Genomic DNA, 20718 nt, shown 5'->3' with positions numbered 1-20718 from the left:
GCTGAATAAACTCATTTAACTATAGCTCATTCGGCAGACACCGCTAGTCCGGGAATGCCAGGTAGAGGAGCAAGGCTTTCTGCACATGCAGGCGGTTTTCACTCTGCTTGAAAATAACGGAGGAGGGGCTGTCCGGCAAGGTGTTGGATACTTCCTTTCCTCGCTCCATGGGCATGCAATGCATAAACACAGCCGCCGCATCGGCCAATGCCATCAGCCCCTCGTTCACCTGAAAACCTGCAAATTCGTCCTCATCCCCCGCTTCAAATCCCATGCTGGTCCAGACATCAGTGTAAACGGCCTGAACATGGCGTACCGCGTCATTGGGATGACTGAAGCCTTTAATCTGTTCAGGGTAACGGCTTTGGGCGAGTGCGGACAGGCTGGCATCCGGTTGTCGGCCCGGTGGGCAGCAATAATGAATGGTGATGCCCAGCTGCGGCGCCAGCAGCATCAGGCTGTGAAGGATATTATTGCCGTCGCCCACATAAGCGAGCGTTAATCCTTCAAGCGCATGAAAGTGCTCCTTAAGGGTCAGTAAATCGGCAAAAATCTGGCAGGGGTGATGCAGGGCTGACAGGCCGTTAATGACAGGAACTTCAGCGTGCTTCGCCATGTCAGCCAGCGTGTCATCGTCATGGGTACGGACCATGATGAAATCAGCATAGCCATTTAATACACGCGCCATGTCCGCGGGTGTTTCCTGCTTGCGTGTCGTGCTAATGCTTTCGATGGCCATACCGCCCAGGCTTTGGATCGCCATGGTAAAGCTTAAACGGGTGCGGAATGAGGGTTTCTCAAAAATCATCGCCAGGCTTTTATTGGCTAAGGCCTGGCGATAAAAGGCCGGCGTCTGTTTAATTGCTTTCGCCTGATTGAGAATCAGCTGGACGTCATCACGATTGAACTCCATCCCGGTGAGCAAATGCCTGCCAGACGACAGGGGGAGGCTGTTTTTCTCATACTGCCAAACCGGCGTATTCCCCCCGGTGAGACCGGCCTCCAATCCGAATATGGCCTGTTGCAGATTAATGACAAAAGTATTGGGGGTGACTTCGGTAATGGGCAAAGCGTGCGTCTGCGCGTTCACCAGGGGGTCGGAAACGGGTTTAGGAAGGGACATGTTTATTCTCCTTTAATAAGTCGCTTAGAGAGCACTGTTTCGCTTCTGCCTCGGCAACCCAGAGGCCAACTTGATGGTGGGCATCACGAAACGGCATGCCGCCAAGCACCAGGGATTCAAGCACCCGGGTGGCATCGAGGTAACCGCTTTCTGCTTTTTCGTTCATCAAGGCGGTATTGAAGGTGAGGCTTTTGAGAAAGGGGGACATGATGCTTAAGCAGGCATTGAGCGTATTCACCGTGTCAAACAGTGCTTCCTTGTCCTCCTGCATGTCCTTGTTATACGCCAGCGGCAAGCCTTTCATCATGGTGAGAAGTCCCATTAAATGGCCGTAAACCCGCCCGCTTTTGCCGCGAATGAGTTCAAGCACATCGGGATTCTTTTTATTGGGCATTAACGACGAGCCGGTGGCAAAGGCATCACTGAGCGTAATGAAATGAAACTCACTGGTTGCCCAAAGAATCAAATCCTCGCAGAGTCTCGACAGATGCATCATGGCAAGCGTCGCCACACTGACCAGTTCAATGACAAAATCACGATCGCTGACCGCATCCAGGGTGTTAACCACCACGCCGTCAAACCCAAGCCGGGATGCCACCCATTCGCGATCGAGCGGCAGACTGCTGCCTGCCAGCGCGCCGGCGCCCAAGGGCGAATAATTCATGCGTTTGAACCAATCGTCAAGACGGCTTTTATCGCGCTTAAACATGCTCTGATAAGCGTCAAAATAAGTGCCTAAACGAACGGGTTGGGCCTGTTGCAGATGCGTGTACCCGGGCATCCAGTTGTCCTGGTACTGCTTAGCCATCTCGCTTAAGCAGGTAATCAGCACGTCAAGCTCACGCGTCAGTTGCTGGCCTGCATCGCGGCAGTACAAACGCAGATCCAGGGCGACCTGATCATTGCGGCTGCGTCCGGTATGCAATTTTTTGCCTGTATCGCCCAGCTTTTCAATCAGCCGTTGCTCAATGAGCATGTGAATGTCTTCACTGCCATTGTCAAGAACTGGCAGCTCCTGCTCAAGCTGTTCAGCCATTTCCTCAAGGGCTGAGTCGATGGCGGCGCCTTCTTCGGCGGTCAGCAGGCCCTGCCGGGTCAACATGGCGGCATGGGCACGGCTGCCTTCGATGTCGTGTTTGAAAAGCACCTGATCAAAGGACAGGGATGCATTAAAGGCATTGACGCGCGCATCCAGCTCCTGTTTAAACCGTCCACCCCAGGTTTTATTGGTCATCTTGTCCTCCTTGATGCACGAGGCCATACACTTTGGCTGACAGCGAAAACAGATTGATAAAGCCTTCCGCGTCTTTCTGGTTGTAGATGCTGTCTTCTTCAAAAGTGGCCAAGGCGGGATTATGCAGGCTGAATGGCGATTGCATGCCGCAGGGCATGATATTGCCTTTGAACAGTTTTAATTTCACGCTGCCACTGACATGCTGCTGGGTGACGGCAATAAAGGCATCCAGGGCTTTTTTACTGGGGGAGAACCAGCGTCCCTCATACACTAAATTGGCATACTGTTGCTGCAGGGATTGTTTAAGGTGCAGGGTATGCCGATCCAGGCACAGGCTTTCAAGCATTTTATGCGCCTTGTAGATCACCGCGGCGGCAGGTGCTTCATAAATACCGCGGATTTTCATGCCCACCAGGCGATTTTCAACGATGTCGGCAACGCCGATGCCGTGTTGTCCCGCCAATTCATTAAGTTGCTGCAGGAGATGAACAGGGGTTACTTTTTTACCATTAATCGCTGTTGGCACGCCCTGCTCAAAGTCGAGTGTGACAGTCGCGGCCTCATCCGGGGTTTGCTCAAGGGGAGAGGTCATGAGCAGGACATCGTCTGGCATGGCCGCGGCCGGATCTTCAATCACTCCGCCTTCGTGCGAGATATACCAGATGTTGTGATCGCGAGAATAAGGGGCCTTGGGCGTTACCGGCACCTCGATGCCATGGGCTTTGGCGTACTCAATGGCTTGCTGGCGCGATTTGATTTCCCAGTGCCGCCAGGGTGCGATGATTTCCAGTTGAGGAGCTAAGGCTTTGACCGTGTATTCAAAACGCACCTGATCATTGCCCTTGCCGGTAGCGCCATGAGCAATGGCATCGGCGTTTTGGGCTAAGGCGATTTCCACCAGTTTTTGAGCAATGAGCGGCCTGGAAATGGTCCCCAGTATGTATTGCTCTTCGTAAAGGGCGCCGGATTTAACCAATGGCCAAAGGTAATCCGTGACGAACTCATCCTGCACGTTGACAACAAACGCTTGAGAGGCCCCGCTTTTGAGCGCCTTTTCCTTAATGGCAGCCAGATTTTCCTGCTGGCCAAGATCGCAAATCACCGCAATGACTTCAGCGCCACTCACATGGTCCTTAAGCCAGGGAATCATAACGGACGTATCCAGTCCGCCTGAATAAGCGAGGGCAATTTTATTGATTGTTTTTTTCATGTTATCTCCTAGTAATACGTTTGCAGGGCGGCTATCGGGTCGGTTAAGTCAGCGGTAGTTAAATCCGCAATCAGATTGCCCTGGTTAATGACCACCACGCGTTCGGCGATGCCGGTTAAGAAAGGTAAATCATGGGAGGCAATCACCATGGTGACGTTCATGCCTTTCACCTGATTCAGCAAGGCGGCGACATCATTCATGCTGCCTCTGTCCAAACCCGACGTTGGCTCGTCGCAAAGCAGCAGATCCGGTTTCATCATCAGGCTTCTCGCCAGGGCCACACGCTGCTTTTGTCCGCCGGACAATTGCTGCGGAAAAGCGTGGGCTTTTGATTCAAGCCCTAATACCGCCAGTAGTTCCAATGCGCGGCCTTCGTGATCGGTACCTTTCTCATGAAGGCTTGGCGCATAGACCAGATTATCAAGAACCGTCATGTGCGGAAACAGTTGAAAATCCTGAAACATAAATCCGCTTTTACCCGCTAATTCAATCCGGCCGCAGTCGAGTTTTTCAAGTTGCTGTATACAACGCAGCAAGGTCGATTTACCGCTACCGGAGGGACCGGCAAGGCCGACAACGCTGTTGGCGGCAATGGTTAAATTGATTTGATTCAAGACGACGGTTTTGCCGAATTGTTTGCAGGCATTAGTGATTTGTATCATAGACACCTCGTTTTTCAATCGTTTTGCCAAGCCATTCAATGAACAGGACCAGGCTATAGTAGTAGCAACCGGCAATGCACAAGGGCATGAAATAAGTAAATTGCTGAGCTGCCAGCGATTGGGCGTTACGCATTAAATCCATGCCGCCGATGGTTGAGATCAGGGCGGTTTCTTTCAGCAGGGCAATGATTTCATTGATGATCGCTGGAAAAATCGCCCGGATCACCTGGGGTAAAATAATGTCTTTCCACAGGTAAAACGTGGGAATTTTAAGCGTGGCTGCGGCTTCAAACTGTCCTTTCGGTAAATTCTCAATCCCGGCGCGCAGGATTTCCGCAAAATAGGCGGAACTGTTAAGCCCGAAGGCAAGAATGCCTGCTGCCAAAATGCCGGGTCTTACTCCAGTTAACGCCGGCGCCGAGAAATAAATCAGACTTAACTGTAAAATCAGCGGTGTGCCTCGCAGAATCGAAATCAGTCGGTTAATGCCCCAACTGGCGAGGTTGTAATAGCGGCAGATAGCCCACACACTTCCCAGCACCAGGCCGAGAGTAATCCCTCCAGCGAGCAGTTGCAGGGTGAGGGTAATGCCCTGTCCCACAAACCCTACATTCTGGCTCAATTCGTTCATAGCGACTCCTTAAACCAGTGTGCTTTCAGTTTTTGAATCGCGCCTTTGTCCGCTAAGCGTTTGAGCGCCTGATTAATTTGCGTCGTCAAGGGGGAGCCTTTCTTTACAGCAATGCCATAACCCTGTTTTGCCTGGCCAACAAGGCGGTAGGATAAGCCTGGATTCTTTTGGCTGAACACCCGCCCCTGCACGCCATCCATGAGCACCACGTCGACATGGCCGGCAATCAAGGCTTCAACCGCCTGATTGTTGTTATCCAGGGCGGTAATCTGGGCTTGAGGAAAAGCCTGCCTTACCCAGATTTCCATGACGGAACCCAGTTGCACCGCGATTTTTTTGCCAGCCAACTGAGACGCTTGGGTTATCGGCTGACTGTCAGGATAAACCGCTGCCATGCCCTCAAAATAATAGGGGGTCGAAAAGTCAACATTTTTCTGGCGATCATCGGTGATGGTAATGGTAGCAATGGCGGCATCATCCTGACCGGAGGTGACTGCTGGCAGCACCGTGCTGAATTGCATGTTGTCAAAAACCGCCTTTTTCCCCATTTCTTTCGCGATCAGTCTGGCTAAATCAATGTCAAATCCTTTGAGTTCGCCATGATCCAAATATTCAAAAGGTGGATATTCGGCAGAGGTGGAAAAATGCAGCTCATCGCCATTTTCTTGCTGTTCGCAGCCAGAGGAAAAGGCAATTGCAAGCATTAAAAGAAAAGAAAAATACAACTTCATAGAATTTATATCCAAAATTTAATCATTTTTTGAATATAACAGCCCGGCATTTGTATTGTCAAATAAAATTGAATATACTTCCATTTTATTTGATACATATGCAAGGAGAGGCTCTTGTCCCATGACCAGATCATTGATGATTTAATCGTGAACATTGTGCAAACCGAAGTGATTGCCGAGCAGAGTGATTTGCAGCAGAGTTTGAAAAAAAGAGGCTATGACATTCCCCAGGCGACCTTGTCGCGGCGTTTGAAAAAAATGAAAATTGCCAAAGTGGCCGGATTGTATAAGGTCATTGATTACCATCAGCCGGGGCTGCCGCTGGTGTTGAATAGCCAGGTTTCCGATTTTGGCCTCATTGTGCTGCAAACCCATCCCGGCAATGCCAGCAGTCTTGCCTATTACCTGGATCGCAAATACGTGTCATTCAGCGCACAGGAGCCTTCCGATTCGGGTATTCTTGGAACCATCGCCGGGGATGATACGGTCTTGCTGATTCTGAAAAGCAAAGCGCATCAGCAAAAAGTCTGTGAATTGCTGCACCAGGAGTTTCCTTACCTGTTAATGGCCTAAGGGGTTAAATAATTGTTCTTCAACCGCACATAATGCGCAGCGGAGTAATCCAGATGGCGCAATTCCTCCTCTGACAGCGGGCGAATGGCCTTCACGGGATTGCCAAGATAAAGAAAGCCGCTCTCCAGGCGTTTGCCGGGGGGTACGACACTGCCGGCGCCAATGAGCACATGGTGTTCGATGTAAGCGCCATCAAGAATGAGAACCCCCATGCCAATTAGGCAGTAATCGTCAATCTGGCAGGCATGAAGCACGGCTTGATGTCCTACCGTGATGCCTTTTCCAAGCACAAGCGGTTGTCCGCCGGGCGTGAACGGACCGTCATGGGTGACGTGTAATATCGCGGCATCCTGAATGTTGCAGTCATCACCCACGGTAATGGCATTCACGTCGCCGCGAATCACCGCCATGGGCCAAACGGAGACATGGTTGCCCAGCTGCACCCGGCCAATTACGGCGGCGGTGGGATCGATATAAACGTCCTGGCCAAGCACAGGAACATGATCAAGATAGGGGCGTACAGCTGGATTCATTTTTTACACCATGGTTACCAATTCTTCGGCACTGGTCGGATGGATAGCGACCGTGTTGTCAAAATCGCGTTTGCAGGCGCCCATTTTAACAGCAACCGCGAATCCCTGCAGCATTTCATCCGCACCATACCCAATGACGTGCAGGCCGACGATGCGCTCCTCTTTACCGTAAGTGACGAGTTTCATCGCCGTGGGTGTTTGTTCACTGCTGAAGGCATCCAACATGGGATTAAAGCGGGTGCTGTAAACGTTGATGGCGTCTTTACCGAACTTGCTGACAGCGTCTGCTTCACTGAGCCCCACACTGCCAATGGGAGGGTGGCTGAAGACCACGGACGGGATGTTATCGTAATTTAAGTGGGCTTCTTTTTCACCGCCAAATAGCCTGTCGCAGAGACGGCGGCCGGCTGCAATGGCGACAGGGGTCAGGGCCGGGGCATTAATCACATCACCGATGGCGTAGATCCCTTCCACCGACGTATTCTGGTATTTGTCGACCGTGATTAAACCGCGGGCATCCATTTTCACACCGATTGTGTCGAGGTTTAAATGGGCTGTACGGGGGGACCGCCCAACTGCGGCAATGACGGTATCCAGCGAGTCAATCACCGACCCGCTTTTACAGACGATGATTTTTTTACCCTGACTATCGGTTTTGATTTCTTGGGCGTGATGATTGACATGCACATGCAGGCCCTGTTGCCGCATACTCTGCATCAAGGTGTCGCCAAGCAGGGAATCAAAACGGCTCAGTGGGGTTTCTCCGCGGATTAATAAGTGGGTTTCCGTGCCTAAGCTTTGAAGAATGCCTGCTAATTCCACACCAATGTAGCCGCTGCCGATGACGGCGGCTTTTTGGGGTTTGTCGGCTAAATCAAAAAAACCATCGGAATTGATGGCATGTTCAATCCCCGGCAAATCAGTCGGCATGCTGGGCTCACCACCGGTGGCGATGATGATGTGCGGGGCGGTATAGTGCTCACCTGCCACGTCAATGGTATGGGCATCAACAAAAGCCCCGGCGCCGCTTAGAAGCGTCATCTTGTATTGACTGAAACGCTTGCCATAAATTTCCCGCAGACTGGCGACATAGGCATTGCGCTTTTGCACCAGGGTTTGCCAGTTTAAGCGGATGTTGGTGGGTGCAAAACCGTAATCAATGGATTTACGTAAGGTTTCTGCAATGTTGGCACTGTTGTACATCATTTTTTTGGGAACGCAGCCTAAGTTAACGCAGGTACCACCCAGATACTGCTGTTCAACCACCGCCACGTTAGCACCGTGTTTTGCCGCCCGTACCGCACTGGCCATGCCGCCACTACCGCCGCCAAGAACAATCAAATCGAATTTCATGTCATTATCCTTTGAAAGACCAATCGCTGATTAGCAATACCGGAAAATCCATTTAAGCAGGCCAAAGAGACAAGCCATAACGCTACAGGAAAATTAAATGGTAGGCAGAAATGGGCGGAAGGGCAACCTGCCAAGCACAGGATTCAGCAGGAATAGCTGCAAGTTCAGTGGCAATTCATTATACTCAAACGAGGCTTTAAACTTGAAACGCTATGAAAATCAAACATTACGCGATTATTGTCCTGACCCTTCTCCTGCTAAGCTGCGGTCATTCCGGCGAGCGGCGTTACCAGGGTTATGTCGAAGGCGATAATATTTACCTGGCCTCACCCAATTCAGGCATTCTGCAACAATTGCTGGTTAAACGCGGCCAGGCGGTGACTAAAGGTCAACGGCTTTTTCAACTGGATCCCGAGCCGCAGGCACAGGTGATTAAGCAATATGCCAGTGATCTGGAACAGGCCAAAAGTCTGCTTAAGGATTTAAAAAACCCGCGCCGTGCCCCGGAGGTAGAGGCCATTGAGGCGCAGATTGAACAAGTGAACGCCCAGATAAAACTGACAGAAATCCGCGTGAAGCGCTACCAGAGCCTTTATCAGAAAAATGCCATCGAAAAAGACCGTCTTGATGAGATTCTTGCTACCTATGATCAGCAGAAAAAATTAAGGGATCAGTATGTAGCCAATCTAACGCTGGCGAAGATGGGCAGCCGCAGCGACCAGATCAAGGCGCAGGAAGCGCAGATTCAGGCGATTGCGGCGAAGCTCAATGAAGCCAAGTGGCAATTAGCGCAAAAAACGGTGCATGCGCCTGCAGCCGGGGTGATTTTTGATACCTATTACCGCCCGGGGGAGTTTGTTGGTGCGCAGCAGGCGGTGGTGTCCTTGCTCACGCCTGAAAATGTCCACATTGAATTTTACGTACCAGTCGAGGAGTTGGCCCGTTTGAGCATCGGTAAAAAAATTCATTTTACCTGCAGTGGCTGTCAACCTGACAATCCGGCGCTAATCAGCTATATCGCACCGGAAGCGGAATACGCGCCGCCCCTCATCTATAGCCGTGAGAATTACGACAAACTGGTCTTTCGCGTGCAGGCCCGGTTTGACAATTTCCATGCCTTTAAACCGGGGCAGCCCGTGACGGTGTTATTACGATGACAACCGATGCCATTATTGATGTCCACAATTTAACAAAATCCTTTGACGGCAAAATCGCCGTAAACGGCATTGACATGCTGGTTAAACGCGGCGAAGTGTTTGGTTTTCTTGGACCCAATGGCAGCGGTAAAACCACCACCATCCGTATGTTGTGCGGGTTGTTAACCCCGGACAAGGGGGAAGGGCAATGCCTGGGCTATGACATTCTCACGGAATCCAAAAAAATAAAGCAACACGTCGGCTACATGACTCAAAAATTCAGTTACTACCTGGATTTGACCATCGAGGAGAATTTGAATTTTGTTGCCCGTGTGTATGGCGTCGATAAACGTAAAGAACGGGTTGAACAGACAATGGAGGATTTGGAATTAATACCCCGCCGCAATCAATTAACCCGGCAATTATCGGGGGGCTGGAAACAGCGTGTGGCGCTGGCCGCCTGCCTGCTGCATGATCCTGATTTGCTGTTGCTGGATGAACCGACAGCCGGAGTAGACCCGATCGCAAGACGGGAATTCTGGGATAAAATTCACAGTTTGAGCGAACAGGGCATTACCACCCTGGTGTCCACCCATTACATGGATGAAGCAGAGCGCTGTACTCGTCTCGCTTATCTTGCCTATGGCGATTTACTGGTGACGGGCACGGTAGCGGAAGTGATCGCCACGACCCAACTCGGTACCTGGGAGATTTCAGGCGAAGTCTCCACCCGCTTATTGCAGGAAACCAAACAATTGCAGGGTATTGTGCAATCCGCTTTGTTCGGCAGCCGCATCCATGTGTGCGGGTATGACAAAAACCGCGTGGAAAACGAACTGAGTCAACTGGCCGCACGCTACCCCATACGCTGGGAGGCAATTGAACCCACCCTGGAAGACGCTTTCATCAGCCTGGTCAAACAATCGGGAGGAAAAATGGGATGAAAACCCCGTTTGCCTCCGGGCTCATTGGCATCATGGTCAAAGAATTCATTGAAATGCGGCGTGATAAGGCCACGTTCGGCATGATACTTTTTATTCCCCTGTTGCAACTCGTCCTGTTTGGCTTTGCCATCAACAACAATCCCCGCCATTTGCCCACGGCCATCGTGAACAACGATCCCAGTCCGCTGACCCGCCGCATTTTAAGCGGCATGGAAAATTCCACTTACTTTAAATTCATAGCGCCTGCCCTGACTGAAGAGGAAGCCTATCGTTTGCTCAAACGCGGCAAGGTGCAGTTTGTGATTAATTTTCCGCCTAATTTCTCCCGTGATCTGGCGAAGGGACTAAGGCCGGTGCTGTTACTCGAAGCCGATGCCACGGATCCTGCGGCAACCAGTCGGGCTGTGAATGTCTTTGTTGAACTGGCCTCGCTGGTGTTAAAGAAAGAATTAACCGGTCCGCTGGCAAGCCTAAGCCCGAAAATCCCGCCTTATCAGCCTCAGGTTCATACCATTTATAATCCTTTGGCGATTACCTCCTACAACATTGTTCCCGGCCTGCTCGGGGTGGTGATGACGATGACGCTGGTGGTGGTGACCGCACTGGTCATTACCCGTGAATACGAACTGGGCACCATGGAGAACCTGCTGGCTACCCCGGTGAGTCCTTTGGAAGTGATGATCGGCAAGCTGCTGCCGTATATTATCGTAGGTTACCTGCAGGCTCTGATTATTTTGATACTGGCTAAATTGTTATTCGGTGTGCCCATGGAAGGCAGCATCCTGCTGCTGATGGTCTGTTGTCTGCCCTTTATTTTCGCTAATCTGGTCATGGGATTAACCTTCTCCACCATGGCGTCAACGCAGTTGCAGGCGGCACAGAGTGCGATGTTTTTCTTTTTGCCGTCCATTCTGTTATCCGGCTTCATGTTCCCCTTTCAGGGCATGCCGGAATGGGCGCAATGGGTAGGATCGATTCTGCCTCTGACTCATTTCCTTATTATTGTGCGGGGAATTCTGCTGAAAGGAAATGGCTTTTGGGACGTCTGGCAGGAAACCATCCCCATTATGCTGTTTGCCGTGGTCATGATGGCCATTGGTTATAAACGGTACCGCCGCACGCTGGATTAGGCCAGGAAATGGCTCACTTCCTGCTCCACACGGGAATCAATCAACACTTCAACATGATCAATGCCCGGAATGATTTTTAACGCGGCATGGGGGTATCGTTGGCAAAAACGAATGGATTCGACAGGATGAATCGTGCTGTCTTCACTGCCATGGATACAAAGAATGGGAACCTGGCTGCGGTTAACCAAATGGCGAAAATGAAGGTTCTCAATTTCTGTTGAAGCATTCTGTCGAAAGATATTGCGTAATTCGCGATACCCCTGCCCACTCAGGCGCAGTTGCCTGGCCAAGCGGCTTACTGGCGTTCGCATGAGCGTGGGAGAGGCGATGAGCACCATGCGCTCAGGTGAGGATTTAAGTTGCCATTCTTCAAACTGATTGGCCAGATTCAGGGTGTTAAGCAGCATGGCGCCGCCAAAGGAATGGCCTATGGCCGCATGGAAGGGGCCAAAATGGTTGATGGTTTCACGAAGGATGGTCACGGCATCGGTCCAGGTCAATTGCAGCCCTTTGGCTTCGCCATGAGCCGGGAAATCCAGCGCATAAACCTCATACCCCTGCTGATGAAGATGGCGAATGAGCTTCACCATGTAGGCGGCCCGCGACATCCAGCCATGAGTAATCAATATTTTTTTAGCAGTAGGATTGTCAGGCTGGTCAAAATGATGAAACACATGATGGCGCGGTGAATGCCGCTCAATCAGGGTTGACCGCTTGCTGGCAATGTATTCACAGGCACGCTCGGCAAAGGCCCGATACTGTTTTTCAACGGGCATGGGAATGGGCGTAATGAACAATTGATAACACAGTTGGGCATGCAAAAAATCCCTCATGTCTTTTAAGGTATTGACTAACATCATCTTTTCCCTTTTTTTTGTTCTATTTAGAGCATAGTTTAAAACGAGTGACTTTTTGGACTTTTTTATGTTTTTTTGCCAAAAACAGCACTAAAACGCCCCATAAGGGTTGATTTCACTGCAAACGCAAGGCTTGTGAAGCGGCTATTGGCCAACTACGCTTGTTGTATAACCATAAAAAAGGGGATTTTATGACCGCACTCGCGGTTATCATCAATCAACAGGCCAAGAATGCCCAATCAGCAGCACCCTTCCTTCAGGGATTGAAAGAAGCAGGCATGGATTACGATCTGTATGAGGTCGATGCCGATGATCTGGATGCAACCATCAAAGATTGTCAGCCGAAGTACGACACCCTGTTAGTCGGCGGCGGCGACGGCACGGTGCGTTCGGCCGCTCATTATTGCGCGAACACTAGCACGGTAATGGGGGTGCTTCCCCTGGGCACCCTGAATCACTTTGCCAGGGAATTGGTGTTGCCGTTAACGGTTGAGGACCTGGTTGAGGCTTTAAAACAGCGCACCACCACTGTGATTGATCTGGCGGAAGTCAATGGCCAGGTGTTTGTCAACAATTCCTCGATTGGCTTTTATCCCAAATTTGCCCGCCGGCGCGATTTGTACAGCCGAAAATATTATAAATGGTTAAGTTACATCCCAAGCCTTATTGACAGCCTGCGCAAGCATCCGACCCTGTCGTTGCGCGTCAAAAACGAGGAATTCGTCCTGTCATTGCGTACGTCGTTTTTGATGGTAAGCAATAATCTCTACACCTATGAATTTCCTGCCACCTTCAAACGCGAAGCGTTTACCAGTGGCCGGCTGGGGCTTTATTTTTTCAGGCATGGCCGGTTGCGTTTATTCAAAATCCTTCGCGCCATGCTCAATCGCAGAAGCAATTTTGAATTCAGAGAGTCGCAGTCGCCCATTGAAATTCATTGTCAGGACCTGGCTGAACTCAACGTGTCGCTGGATGGCGATGTCAGGCGCATGGAATCCCCTTTGCGCTATAAAATCATTCCTCAAGGCTTGCGTCTTATCACCATCGACAAGCCTTCATGAGCAATTGCTCTGGGCGTAAGCACAAGGGGGGTACGAAAGCCAATCATCATCGCCTTTGACCGCTTCATCAAGCGCGCAAAAAGGCTGTAAACCGCCACCGATTTCCGATTCTTAAACAGCGGGTTTGTTTAAATGTTCTTTGGCTATGGCGTCGGCTTCTTCTTCAGTTGTCTCTGGTTTTTTGGTATCGGCCGCGATTTTTTGCAACAACTCGTCGGGCAGGGTGGCGAACAGAGAGCCCTGCCGTTTTCCCTGCGCCAGTATTCGGGCGTTTTTTCTTATCTCGGCAAAACTTTTTACAGGATCACTGGTAATCATCGCTGTTTTTAAATCATTTAATTGGCCAATTTTTTCGTTGATTGCTTCGTGCTGGTCAGCATATTCATCCTGGGATAGCCAAGAGTTCAGGGTTGCAAGATGCTCATCAACCATGGCAAATGGATCGCGATCGGAACCATACACCAGGGGATTGGCGCCGGCGGCCAATAACGAATACGCTTCATCAAAATGAAGATGGTTAATTGCATAATAGAGCGCGGTGGATCCTGAAGAGGAGAGTGCATTGATTCCTGGGTTTGCTGCGTTATTAATGACATTGTCAACATTGTTGATTCTGCCTGTACGGCTCGTATAGGAGGTCCTTGTGGCAATGTGTAAGACCGTTTGTCCCTGCTGACTCAGCGTGGCAAAATCAAATCCCCGTTTCGCGGCTTCTGTAACAAACGAGGGGAATACGTATTGGCATGTTACCCTGTCCTCACAACACCAGGCCGCCACATGGACAGCCGTGTTGCCAGCCTTGTCTTTAATCGTGAAATCAAGATTTTCATTGGCAAACAGCACGTCTAGAATTTTACTGGCACTGGTAGAACCCATGTAATTACCGATTTGCGCAGCATGATGTAAAAGGGTTAAGCCGTCCTCGTCCTGTTCATTAATAAGATTGGGGTTGCTCTCTAATGCGGCCTTAAGCGCTTCAGCGGAGTGGACTAAACTTGAAAATTGCTCCGATTTCATAGTCATTACTTCATGGTACTGTCTTTTAATTATAGGGGGGATGTATTAAGAGAGGCTTAAATAATGAACGACCTGGTTTGAAAATGTCATTTGAAGCGAGCAGGTTCATTTGGTTCTTGTTCGTTACCATTAGTCTGTCGGTATGAAAGAAAAGCAGCCTGAGGAATGCCACGCTATACTCTGGTTAAGGCTTAATGAACATCACTGACTAAGAAAATCGAAAGGCAAGGGACGGAATGATAAAAATTATTCATATTTCCGATTTGCATTTTGGCCGCCACATCGAAACCATCCCGGAAGCATTTCACGAGGCCTGTGCGCTGATTCAACCGGATTTGCTGATCATTTCCGGGGATTTGACGCAACGCGCGAGAAGCTGGCAATTTAAGGCGCTGGCTGGATTTTTAGCAAGGCTGCGTGCACCTTATCTCGTGGTACCGGGTAATCATGATATTCCTTTGTTTAATTCGGTTGCCCGCCTGTTTTGGCCTTTTAAACAGTACAGGCGCTCTGTGTCCCCGGAACTGGAAGTCAGTTTCAGCAACGCGGAATGCCGGATCCTGGGCCTTAACTCGGTGGCCCCGTATGAATTGAAGGATGGGCGGCTGTCGCGGAAGTCGATGGCGAAAATGAAGGCCTTCTTCCAGGAGTCCGATCACCGCTTGAACATTCTGTTTTTCCATCATAACTTCCATTATTTTGAGGGCATGCACAATCCCTTAATCAACACGCAGGAGTTCATTGACTACTTGAAACAAAGCCCAATCGACATTGTCTGTACCGGTCATTTGCATTTTGCCAACATCACCCTTATCGAAAAAAACAACCAGGATAATGCCATGATCCTCCACGCCGGTTCGTTATCCTGTGTGCGTACCCAGGATAAATTCAACAGTTTTTATGTGATCAATCAGGAAGGATTGGCCTGCGGGGTGGACAAGTATGTGTTTAATAAGGGCCAATTCATCCCCCAGGAAAAATTCAACATTGAATTTAGCCGCTAAGATACCCATTTGCCGCAGATAGGATTACCATTGGATCAGTGAATGGAAACGTCGAGGCATTGAATGGACTTGAATCAATTTGAACAACGCTTACACGCCATCGAAGCACGTCTTGCCGTAATTGAAGAAAGACTGTCTCTTCCCCCGCCGCCCGCGCAATCCGGTTGGCATGAGCCGAAAGCCCCCGTTTCCACGGCCAGGGAGGCTGATTTAAACGCACTGGAAGGGTCATCCAACTCCGGGAATTGGCTGGGCACGATCGCGGTGGTGTGTTTTGTGCTGGCGGCCGGTTTTATTATTAAGTTATCCATAGACAGCGGCTGGTTAACGCCTGCGCGCCAAATTGTCATCGCGGCCGTGTTCGGGATGAGTTTAATCGGCTGTGGGCTGGCCATGCTTTCCACTTATCGTGGCTATGCAAGCCTGCTGCCGGCGGCGGGGGTGATTATTCTCTATCTTTCCGTTTTTGCCGCCCACCGCCTTTACGCGTTGGTATCGGTTGATGCGGCATTGATTCTGACGTCGCTGGTATCGTTGCTGTGCATTGGCCTGTATTTGAAAATAAAGCACGATGTCTATGCCCTTTGTGCCGCAGTTGGGGCTTACCTTTCGCCGGTTATTCTTGGTTTCCACACCCAGGCGCTTTTTACCGTCTATTATTTCGTATGCTGCTCCCTGACTTTTGCAACCCTTTCCATCTGGCTGCGGTCACGGATAATGACCATCATTGCGGCGTATCTCGCCATACTCATCACGTCGCTTATCGGTCTTGATTTAAAGGATGATGTGACGATTGCCATCGTACTGGCCTTGCATTTTCTCATTTTTGCTTTGGGCACCTATTTATTTACCCGCGTCAATCAGCAGGAATTGACTGAAAAGGAAGCCTGGGGTTTCTTTCCTGTCCTTATGCTGTTTTATGCCATGGAGTACTTTTATATCGATCGGAGTTATCCGGGGCTGGCGCCCTGGCTGTCCCTGGTGTTTGCTGGCTTGCTGCTTGCGCTGTATGCCTCGGCTAAACGCTGGTTTCCTGACGGCCGGATTAAAAGTCAGTCGGTGATTTTTGCTTTTGTAGCCATTGTTCTGTTCCATTCGTTTTATATCGAACTGCTGCCGGCTGACATCAAACCCTGGGTGTATGTGGTGATGATGCTGGCTTTTGCCTTTGTGCCGTTTAATCCCTCCTCGATGAAAGACAGGAGCACGTGGTATGTTCCAGCGTTGATTGGCTTTATTGTTCTCGCCATTGAATACATCAATATCATTAACCATCTCCTGCAGCGTTCAAGCATGATCGGAAGTGACGGCCCTGCATTCTGGCTCCCGGTCGCTTTTGCTGCTTTGATCAGCACATGGTTAGTCCTTATTTATCGCCGCGACGATTTAGCTCACAATGACGAGAAGGGCTCGGCTTTGCTGGGCGCGGCCCATGTATTGGCCATTGCCGGATTTTACCGCCTTGCGGATCCTTACGGTTCTCTCGCCGTATCGGCCTGCTGGTTGTTTTACGCCATTGCCGTTATGGCGTTTGCCTATCAGCGCCGGGATAAAACCATGGCGAAATCAGCCCTTATTGTGTTAGGTTTTGCGGCCGGTAAGGCGCTGCTTTACGATGCGGCGTCCACACCGACTCTGGTCAGAATTTTATGCCTGTTAATCACCGGTGTGGTGTTGTACGGCGCCGGCTTTTTAATGAAAAAAATCGCGGAGTGGGAAAAATAACCCACACAACCGATTGATTTAATGGTATTTTTGTTGGATATTTGCGCAATTGACCCGTACTGATTAGCCAGGAAAAAAAGGATAGCTCATGCACACATCGAATTACATTTATCATCACGGCGAACAGGAACTGCACGGCTTTTTAGCCTATGACGACTCACACGATCGGCCGCGGCCTGCTGTGCTTGTGGCCCATGATTGGAGCGGTCGTAACGAGTTCGCCTGTAAAAAAGCGGAAATGCTGGCTGGCATGGGTTATTTAGGTTTTGCCCTGGATATGTATGGTCATGGGCGCCTGGGTGAGACCACGGATGAGAAAATGGGCCTTATGCAGCCTCTCGCCAATGATCGACTGTTATTGCGTGATCGCATCAATGCCGCTTTTGACGCGGTGATTGCCATGCCGGAAGTGGATAACAGCCGCGTGGCAGCCATCGGGTTTTGCTTTGGCGGCCTGTGTGTGCTTGATTTGGCACGAAGCGGGGTGCCCTTAAACGGCGTGGTGAGTTTCCATGGGTTACTCAACAAGCCTAAAGAGCTGCACGCCCAGCCCATCAGTGCCAAAATTCTGGTGCTGCACGGGTACGATGATCCCATGGTTCGTCCTGAACAGGTTAACGAGTTTGGTCAGGAAATGACCGATGCCAAAGTGGATTGGCAGGTGCACCTGTATGGTCATACCCAACATGCCTTTGCCAACCCCCAGGCCCATGATACGCAGCTTGGCACCATCTACAATCCGGTTGCTGAACGCCGCTCCCTTCAGGCCATGGAAAATTTCCTCAGGGAGATTTTTGCTTAATCGCCGGTGCTGAGAAAAAGATGCTCAAATCCCGAAAAGGACAGACTGTGATGCTTTCGCTGCGGTGTATGCGCAGAATCCAGCTGTAATTTCGGGTAGCGCTTAAGCAGGACCTCAACCAGGCGGTGCATTTCCAGTCTCGCCAATTTGGCGCCAAGGCAGAAATGGCTGCCATAACCGTAACTGTAATGAGGCACGGTTCTGCCTTCCACAACCACCTCCTCGGGTCTGCTAAAGTAAACCGGATCGCGATTAATGGCATGCGTTGCAATGAAAATCACCTTGCCTTGCTCAATCAACTGCCCTCCTAATGCCGTGTCGTTTCGGGTGACCCGGAAAATGAAGGTGACGGCTGGATCAAGACGGTTGCATTCCTCAAGGTAAGCATCAAGACGGGGACTGTCCTGCTGAAGCCTCGTCCACAGTCCGGGTTCAGTCAGTAAGGTGTACACATTATTGCAGAGTTGATCCGTGGTTGTGACCTGGCCTGCGACCAGCATCATGATGGCCTGGGAAATGATCTCGTCATCCGTCAGGCCAAAGTGCGCCTGATGAAGCAGCAGGGTGCTTAAGAAATCCTGTCCGGGCTGGCGACGGCGTGCCTCAATGAGATTGGCGAAATAGTCATACAACCGTTTGGCACTGTGGTTAACCCGGATGCCGTCGGCATCCTGGTAAGTGGTGGAGCCGCCGAAAAACTGCGTCATGTTGTTAGACCACTCATAAAAATCAAGTCGCTCACGCTCAGGAATGGCAAACAATTCAGCCAGGGTGGTCGAGGGGAGGGTTTGCGCCAATTGATGCACAAAGTCAAAGGATTGACCCGGCTTGAACGCCAGCAGGCAACGCTCGATGGTGGCATCAATCAAGGGGGTTAATTGATTGAGGGTCTGCTGACCAAAGCCATGGTAACAAATGCGCCGTCTGTCGGTGTGCTCCGGGGCATCGCTCATCACCATCATGCGGCTTACGACCTTAAAAAAATCGCTGATTAAGTTTAAATTCATGTCCGGCATGCGCGAAATAAAAAAGGGAGTACGATCGCAAGTGTAATCCCCACTGGTCAGCACCGCTTTGGCTAACGCATACGAAGTAATCACAAAAAACTGACCTGGCTCCCACCAGAAAAGTTCGCCCATTTCGCGTAAATGGCGGCTGAACTCACTCGGGGTGGTGCTCTGTTTTAACTGCATCAAAGTGTACGATTTCATAGAATCTGTATCCTTCTTAAATGACGGGGACTGTGTTGGCTAAAGGCATTGCGGCCATGCAACAGGGCAAAATTGTCCGCAATGAGGTAATCCCCTTCCTGCCAGCGGTGTTCATGGCAATGCTGAGGGGCGCGCATGCGGTGACTTAGTGAGGCGAGAATGGCCTTGGATTCCGACGTTTCTTTGCCAAGCACCTGCACGTCGACGGGATTTAAATAATCGTCGCCCACGGGTTCGGCAAAGCGAAGAATCGTTTTACCGGTATCCGGATGGTGGGTGACCATGCGCCGGACAATGGCCCCGCCATAATGAACGCGTTTTTCGGTCTTAAACGAGAAGGCATAGTCACGCCACGCCGCCCGTTCCCCGGCATTGGCCGTGTCCCAGACCCGTTGGGTATTGACAAAAAGGGTCTCGCCGCCGCATTGCGGCAGAGGCGCTTTTAAGCAGTGAAAAAAAAGAAAGCGCGGCTCCTGATGAAATGCCCCATCCCAATGCAGAGGCACATCGCCTTCGGTAAACAGGTAATTGGGTTTGCGTTTGTCCACCCGCATTTCCATCACCGGACCAGAATCCCAATGCAGAAGGGAGGCCTGGCTCTGCAAATAATTGACCAGCCTGTCCTTGTCCAGTGGTTTAAAGCCGCGCAACAGGACGAGCTGATGTTCTGTCACGTTTCTCAGAATACCATTAAGTGGTATTGCGGCGAGATCGTCCTGCTCTGCCGTGATGAGGTGCGGGGTAAACGAATCGGATAGGGTTAACATCAGCAAGCCTCCAGAACATAATGATCATGATTTAAACGGGCACCCAGACGTTCCGCCTCCTGCCGTTTAACCAGTTGCCACCCTTCCGGCTTTTTTAACAGGACGTTATGCCAGGGGGTGGCCCATTGGTTGCTGGCGGGCAGGAACTGAATGCCCAATTTATCCGCACCGCAAGGCTGGGGATGAATGGACAAACGCAGGCTTTGTGGAAAATAATCGGCCAGCAACCGCGACCAGGCGTTGGAGCGGCGTATCACTTCGTAGGCCACCGGTTTCGCCTGCTTCCTGATCTGATTTTTTGACAAGGTGGGGTGCAGCGCCAGTTGGTCTTCAATGATGAAGCGATGAATGCCGTTAAACTGGTACAACAAGGCATCATCCTGCTGCAGGCGCGCCAGAAGCTCTGGAAGAGGTTGTGCATACTCAGTCATCAACTGGTCGCGCATGCGGCCGTAAGCTTTTAAATCATAGACATCATCCAGCGAAAAGGTGGAAAGATGATTCAGGTGATAATCCTTGATGATTTGCTTAACACCGTGTTGATAAATGTCCACATCCTCATCACTCACTAACACCAGATCGTTAAACACCCGGCCATCAGAACAGATAATGAGCTTGACGCCCTGGCGGTGGATTTGCTGCATGGTGGCGCAAAGGGTGTTTAAGTGGCTTAACCCCATGATCTCACCCCGATCGGGATAAGGAGACAGGGTTTTTTCCCGATTGGCTGATTTGGCGGGGAAAGCCGGAAGAATCATCACCAGCGGCCATTGCTTTTGTACCGCGGCGGCCAGGTATTGTTTGGGATAATACTGGCAGCGGGGGCAGAGCGCTTTGCGGCAGTCACTGTGCTTTCCCTCACTGGAACGGAGATGGCGCATCAGAAGGAAGGTTAACTCATTAACCACCTCGTCATCATTCATGTTATTCATCGTGGGTCCTGCTGTGATTGGGTTAGATTGCAGGTTAGAAGAAAACTCTATAATTTGATAATATTAAGTTTTTATCTATTTA

21 protein-coding genes are annotated in these 20718 nt (G+C 50.6%); 8 read left to right on the top strand and 13 right to left on the bottom strand.

What is annotated here, in order from left to right; all coding sequences use genetic code 11:
• Positions 1-43: 43 nt before the first annotated feature.
• The 6 genes from argF to DYE45_RS12450 are packed head-to-tail and all read right to left on the bottom strand — an operon-like array spanning position 44 to position 5591.
• Positions 44-1123 (bottom strand): ornithine carbamoyltransferase, encoded by a 1080-nt coding sequence (argF, locus tag DYE45_RS12475; RefSeq protein WP_108294291.1) that lies wholly within the window; start codon positions 1121-1123, stop codon positions 44-46.
• Positions 1110-2357, bottom strand: a complete 1248-nt coding sequence (argH, locus tag DYE45_RS12470; protein ID WP_108294289.1) for an argininosuccinate lyase — start codon at positions 2355-2357, stop codon at positions 1110-1112. The genes argF and argH overlap by 14 nt, the downstream gene beginning before the upstream one ends.
• Positions 2347-3567: an argininosuccinate synthase gene (locus DYE45_RS12465; RefSeq protein ID WP_108294287.1), complete on the bottom strand. Its 1221-nt coding sequence runs from the start codon at positions 3565-3567 to the stop codon at positions 2347-2349. The genes argH and DYE45_RS12465 overlap by 11 nt, the downstream gene beginning before the upstream one ends.
• Before the next feature lie 8 nt (positions 3568-3575).
• Complete coding sequence (locus DYE45_RS12460; RefSeq protein ID WP_108294285.1) at positions 3576-4229, bottom strand: amino acid ABC transporter ATP-binding protein; 654 nt, start codon at positions 4227-4229, stop codon at positions 3576-3578.
• Positions 4213-4860, bottom strand: a complete 648-nt coding sequence (locus DYE45_RS12455) for an amino acid ABC transporter permease (RefSeq protein ID WP_108294283.1) — start codon at positions 4858-4860, stop codon at positions 4213-4215. The genes DYE45_RS12460 and DYE45_RS12455 overlap by 17 nt, the downstream gene beginning before the upstream one ends.
• Positions 4857-5591, bottom strand: coding sequence for a substrate-binding periplasmic protein (locus DYE45_RS12450; RefSeq protein WP_115300969.1), 735 nt, complete (start codon positions 5589-5591; stop codon positions 4857-4859). Before DYE45_RS12450 ends, DYE45_RS12455 begins: the two co-directional genes overlap by 4 nt.
• 114 nt (positions 5592-5705) lie before the next feature.
• On the opposite strand from DYE45_RS12450, the gene DYE45_RS12445 reads away from it, so the two are divergent.
• Entirely contained in the window at positions 5706-6164 is a 459-nt protein-coding gene (locus DYE45_RS12445; RefSeq protein WP_108294279.1) for an arginine repressor, read from the top strand.
• Here DYE45_RS12445 and DYE45_RS12440 read toward each other — a convergent pair.
• Positions 6161-6697, bottom strand: a complete 537-nt coding sequence (locus DYE45_RS12440; RefSeq protein WP_108294277.1) for a gamma carbonic anhydrase family protein — start codon at positions 6695-6697, stop codon at positions 6161-6163. The two genes, DYE45_RS12445 and DYE45_RS12440, sit on opposite strands and share 4 nt — an antisense overlap.
• Positions 6698-6700: 3 nt before the next feature.
• Positions 6701-8050, bottom strand: coding sequence for a glutathione-disulfide reductase (gene gorA / locus DYE45_RS12435; protein ID WP_115300968.1), 1350 nt, complete (start codon positions 8048-8050; stop codon positions 6701-6703).
• 212 nt (positions 8051-8262) lie between these two features.
• On the opposite strand from gorA, the gene DYE45_RS12430 reads away from it, so the two are divergent.
• The 3 genes from DYE45_RS12430 to DYE45_RS12420 are packed head-to-tail and all read left to right on the top strand — an operon-like array spanning position 8263 to position 11260.
• Positions 8263-9207 (top strand): HlyD family secretion protein, encoded by a 945-nt coding sequence (locus DYE45_RS12430; protein ID WP_108294273.1) that lies wholly within the window; start codon positions 8263-8265, stop codon positions 9205-9207.
• Positions 9204-10130 carry an ABC transporter ATP-binding protein gene (locus tag DYE45_RS12425; RefSeq protein ID WP_108294271.1) on the top strand — a complete coding sequence of 309 codons (927 nt, stop codon included), beginning with the start codon at positions 9204-9206 and terminating at the stop codon, positions 10128-10130. Before DYE45_RS12430 ends, DYE45_RS12425 begins: the two co-directional genes overlap by 4 nt.
• Positions 10127-11260, top strand: a complete 1134-nt coding sequence (locus DYE45_RS12420; protein ID WP_108294269.1) for an ABC transporter permease — start codon at positions 10127-10129, stop codon at positions 11258-11260. The genes DYE45_RS12425 and DYE45_RS12420 overlap by 4 nt, the downstream gene beginning before the upstream one ends.
• On the opposite strand, the gene DYE45_RS12415 is transcribed toward DYE45_RS12420, so the two are convergent.
• Positions 11257-12117: an alpha/beta hydrolase gene (locus tag DYE45_RS12415; protein WP_108294267.1), complete on the bottom strand. Its 861-nt coding sequence runs from the start codon at positions 12115-12117 to the stop codon at positions 11257-11259. The two genes, DYE45_RS12420 and DYE45_RS12415, sit on opposite strands and share 4 nt — an antisense overlap.
• A 191-nt stretch (positions 12118-12308) precedes the next feature.
• Between DYE45_RS12415 and DYE45_RS12410 the strand changes: the two genes are divergently transcribed.
• Positions 12309-13178, top strand: coding sequence for a diacylglycerol/lipid kinase family protein (locus DYE45_RS12410; protein WP_108294265.1), 870 nt, complete (start codon positions 12309-12311; stop codon positions 13176-13178).
• Between the two features lie 111 nt (positions 13179-13289).
• On the opposite strand, the gene DYE45_RS12405 is transcribed toward DYE45_RS12410, so the two are convergent.
• On the bottom strand, positions 13290-14195 hold the full coding sequence (locus DYE45_RS12405; protein WP_108294263.1) for an ankyrin repeat domain-containing protein: 906 nt from the start codon (positions 14193-14195) through the stop codon (positions 13290-13292).
• A gap of 236 nt (positions 14196-14431) precedes the next feature.
• Here DYE45_RS12405 and DYE45_RS12400 point away from each other — a divergent pair, with 236 nt between their 5' ends.
• The 3 genes from DYE45_RS12400 to DYE45_RS12390 all read left to right on the top strand — a co-directional run bounded on the left by DYE45_RS12400 (position 14432) and on the right by DYE45_RS12390 (position 17726).
• Positions 14432-15199: a metallophosphoesterase family protein gene (locus tag DYE45_RS12400; protein ID WP_242602722.1), complete on the top strand. Its 768-nt coding sequence runs from the start codon at positions 14432-14434 to the stop codon at positions 15197-15199.
• Positions 15200-15262: 63 nt separating this feature from the next.
• Positions 15263-16924 carry a DUF2339 domain-containing protein gene (locus DYE45_RS12395; protein ID WP_115300967.1) on the top strand — a complete coding sequence of 554 codons (1662 nt, stop codon included), beginning with the start codon at positions 15263-15265 and terminating at the stop codon, positions 16922-16924.
• Between the two features lie 88 nt (positions 16925-17012).
• The gene (locus DYE45_RS12390; protein WP_115300966.1) at positions 17013-17726 is read left to right on the top strand and encodes a dienelactone hydrolase family protein; all 714 of its coding nucleotides are present in this window, start codon (positions 17013-17015) and stop codon (positions 17724-17726) included.
• Here DYE45_RS12390 and DYE45_RS12385 read toward each other — a convergent pair.
• Genes DYE45_RS12385 through DYE45_RS12375 form a run of 3 tightly spaced genes read right to left on the bottom strand, consistent with a single transcriptional unit; the run spans position 17723 to position 20636 of the window.
• The gene (locus tag DYE45_RS12385; RefSeq protein ID WP_108294257.1) at positions 17723-18937 is read right to left on the bottom strand and encodes a cytochrome P450; all 1215 of its coding nucleotides are present in this window, start codon (positions 18935-18937) and stop codon (positions 17723-17725) included. The two genes, DYE45_RS12390 and DYE45_RS12385, sit on opposite strands and share 4 nt — an antisense overlap.
• A complete protein-coding gene (locus tag DYE45_RS12380) occupies positions 18934-19704 on the bottom strand; it encodes a TauD/TfdA dioxygenase family protein (RefSeq protein WP_108294255.1) in 771 nt (256 codons plus the stop codon). Before DYE45_RS12380 ends, DYE45_RS12385 begins: the two co-directional genes overlap by 4 nt.
• The gene (locus tag DYE45_RS12375; RefSeq protein ID WP_242602723.1) at positions 19704-20636 is read right to left on the bottom strand and encodes an isocyanide synthase family protein; all 933 of its coding nucleotides are present in this window, start codon (positions 20634-20636) and stop codon (positions 19704-19706) included. The genes DYE45_RS12380 and DYE45_RS12375 overlap by 1 nt, the downstream gene beginning before the upstream one ends.
• Positions 20637-20718: the final 82 nt, after the last annotated feature.

Source organism: Legionella taurinensis (genome assembly GCF_900452865.1).
Lineage (GTDB): Bacteria > Pseudomonadota > Gammaproteobacteria > Legionellales > Legionellaceae > Legionella_C > Legionella_C taurinensis.
Note: the sequence above shows the minus strand (reverse complement) of the source record. Positions and strands in the feature narration are given on the sequence as shown.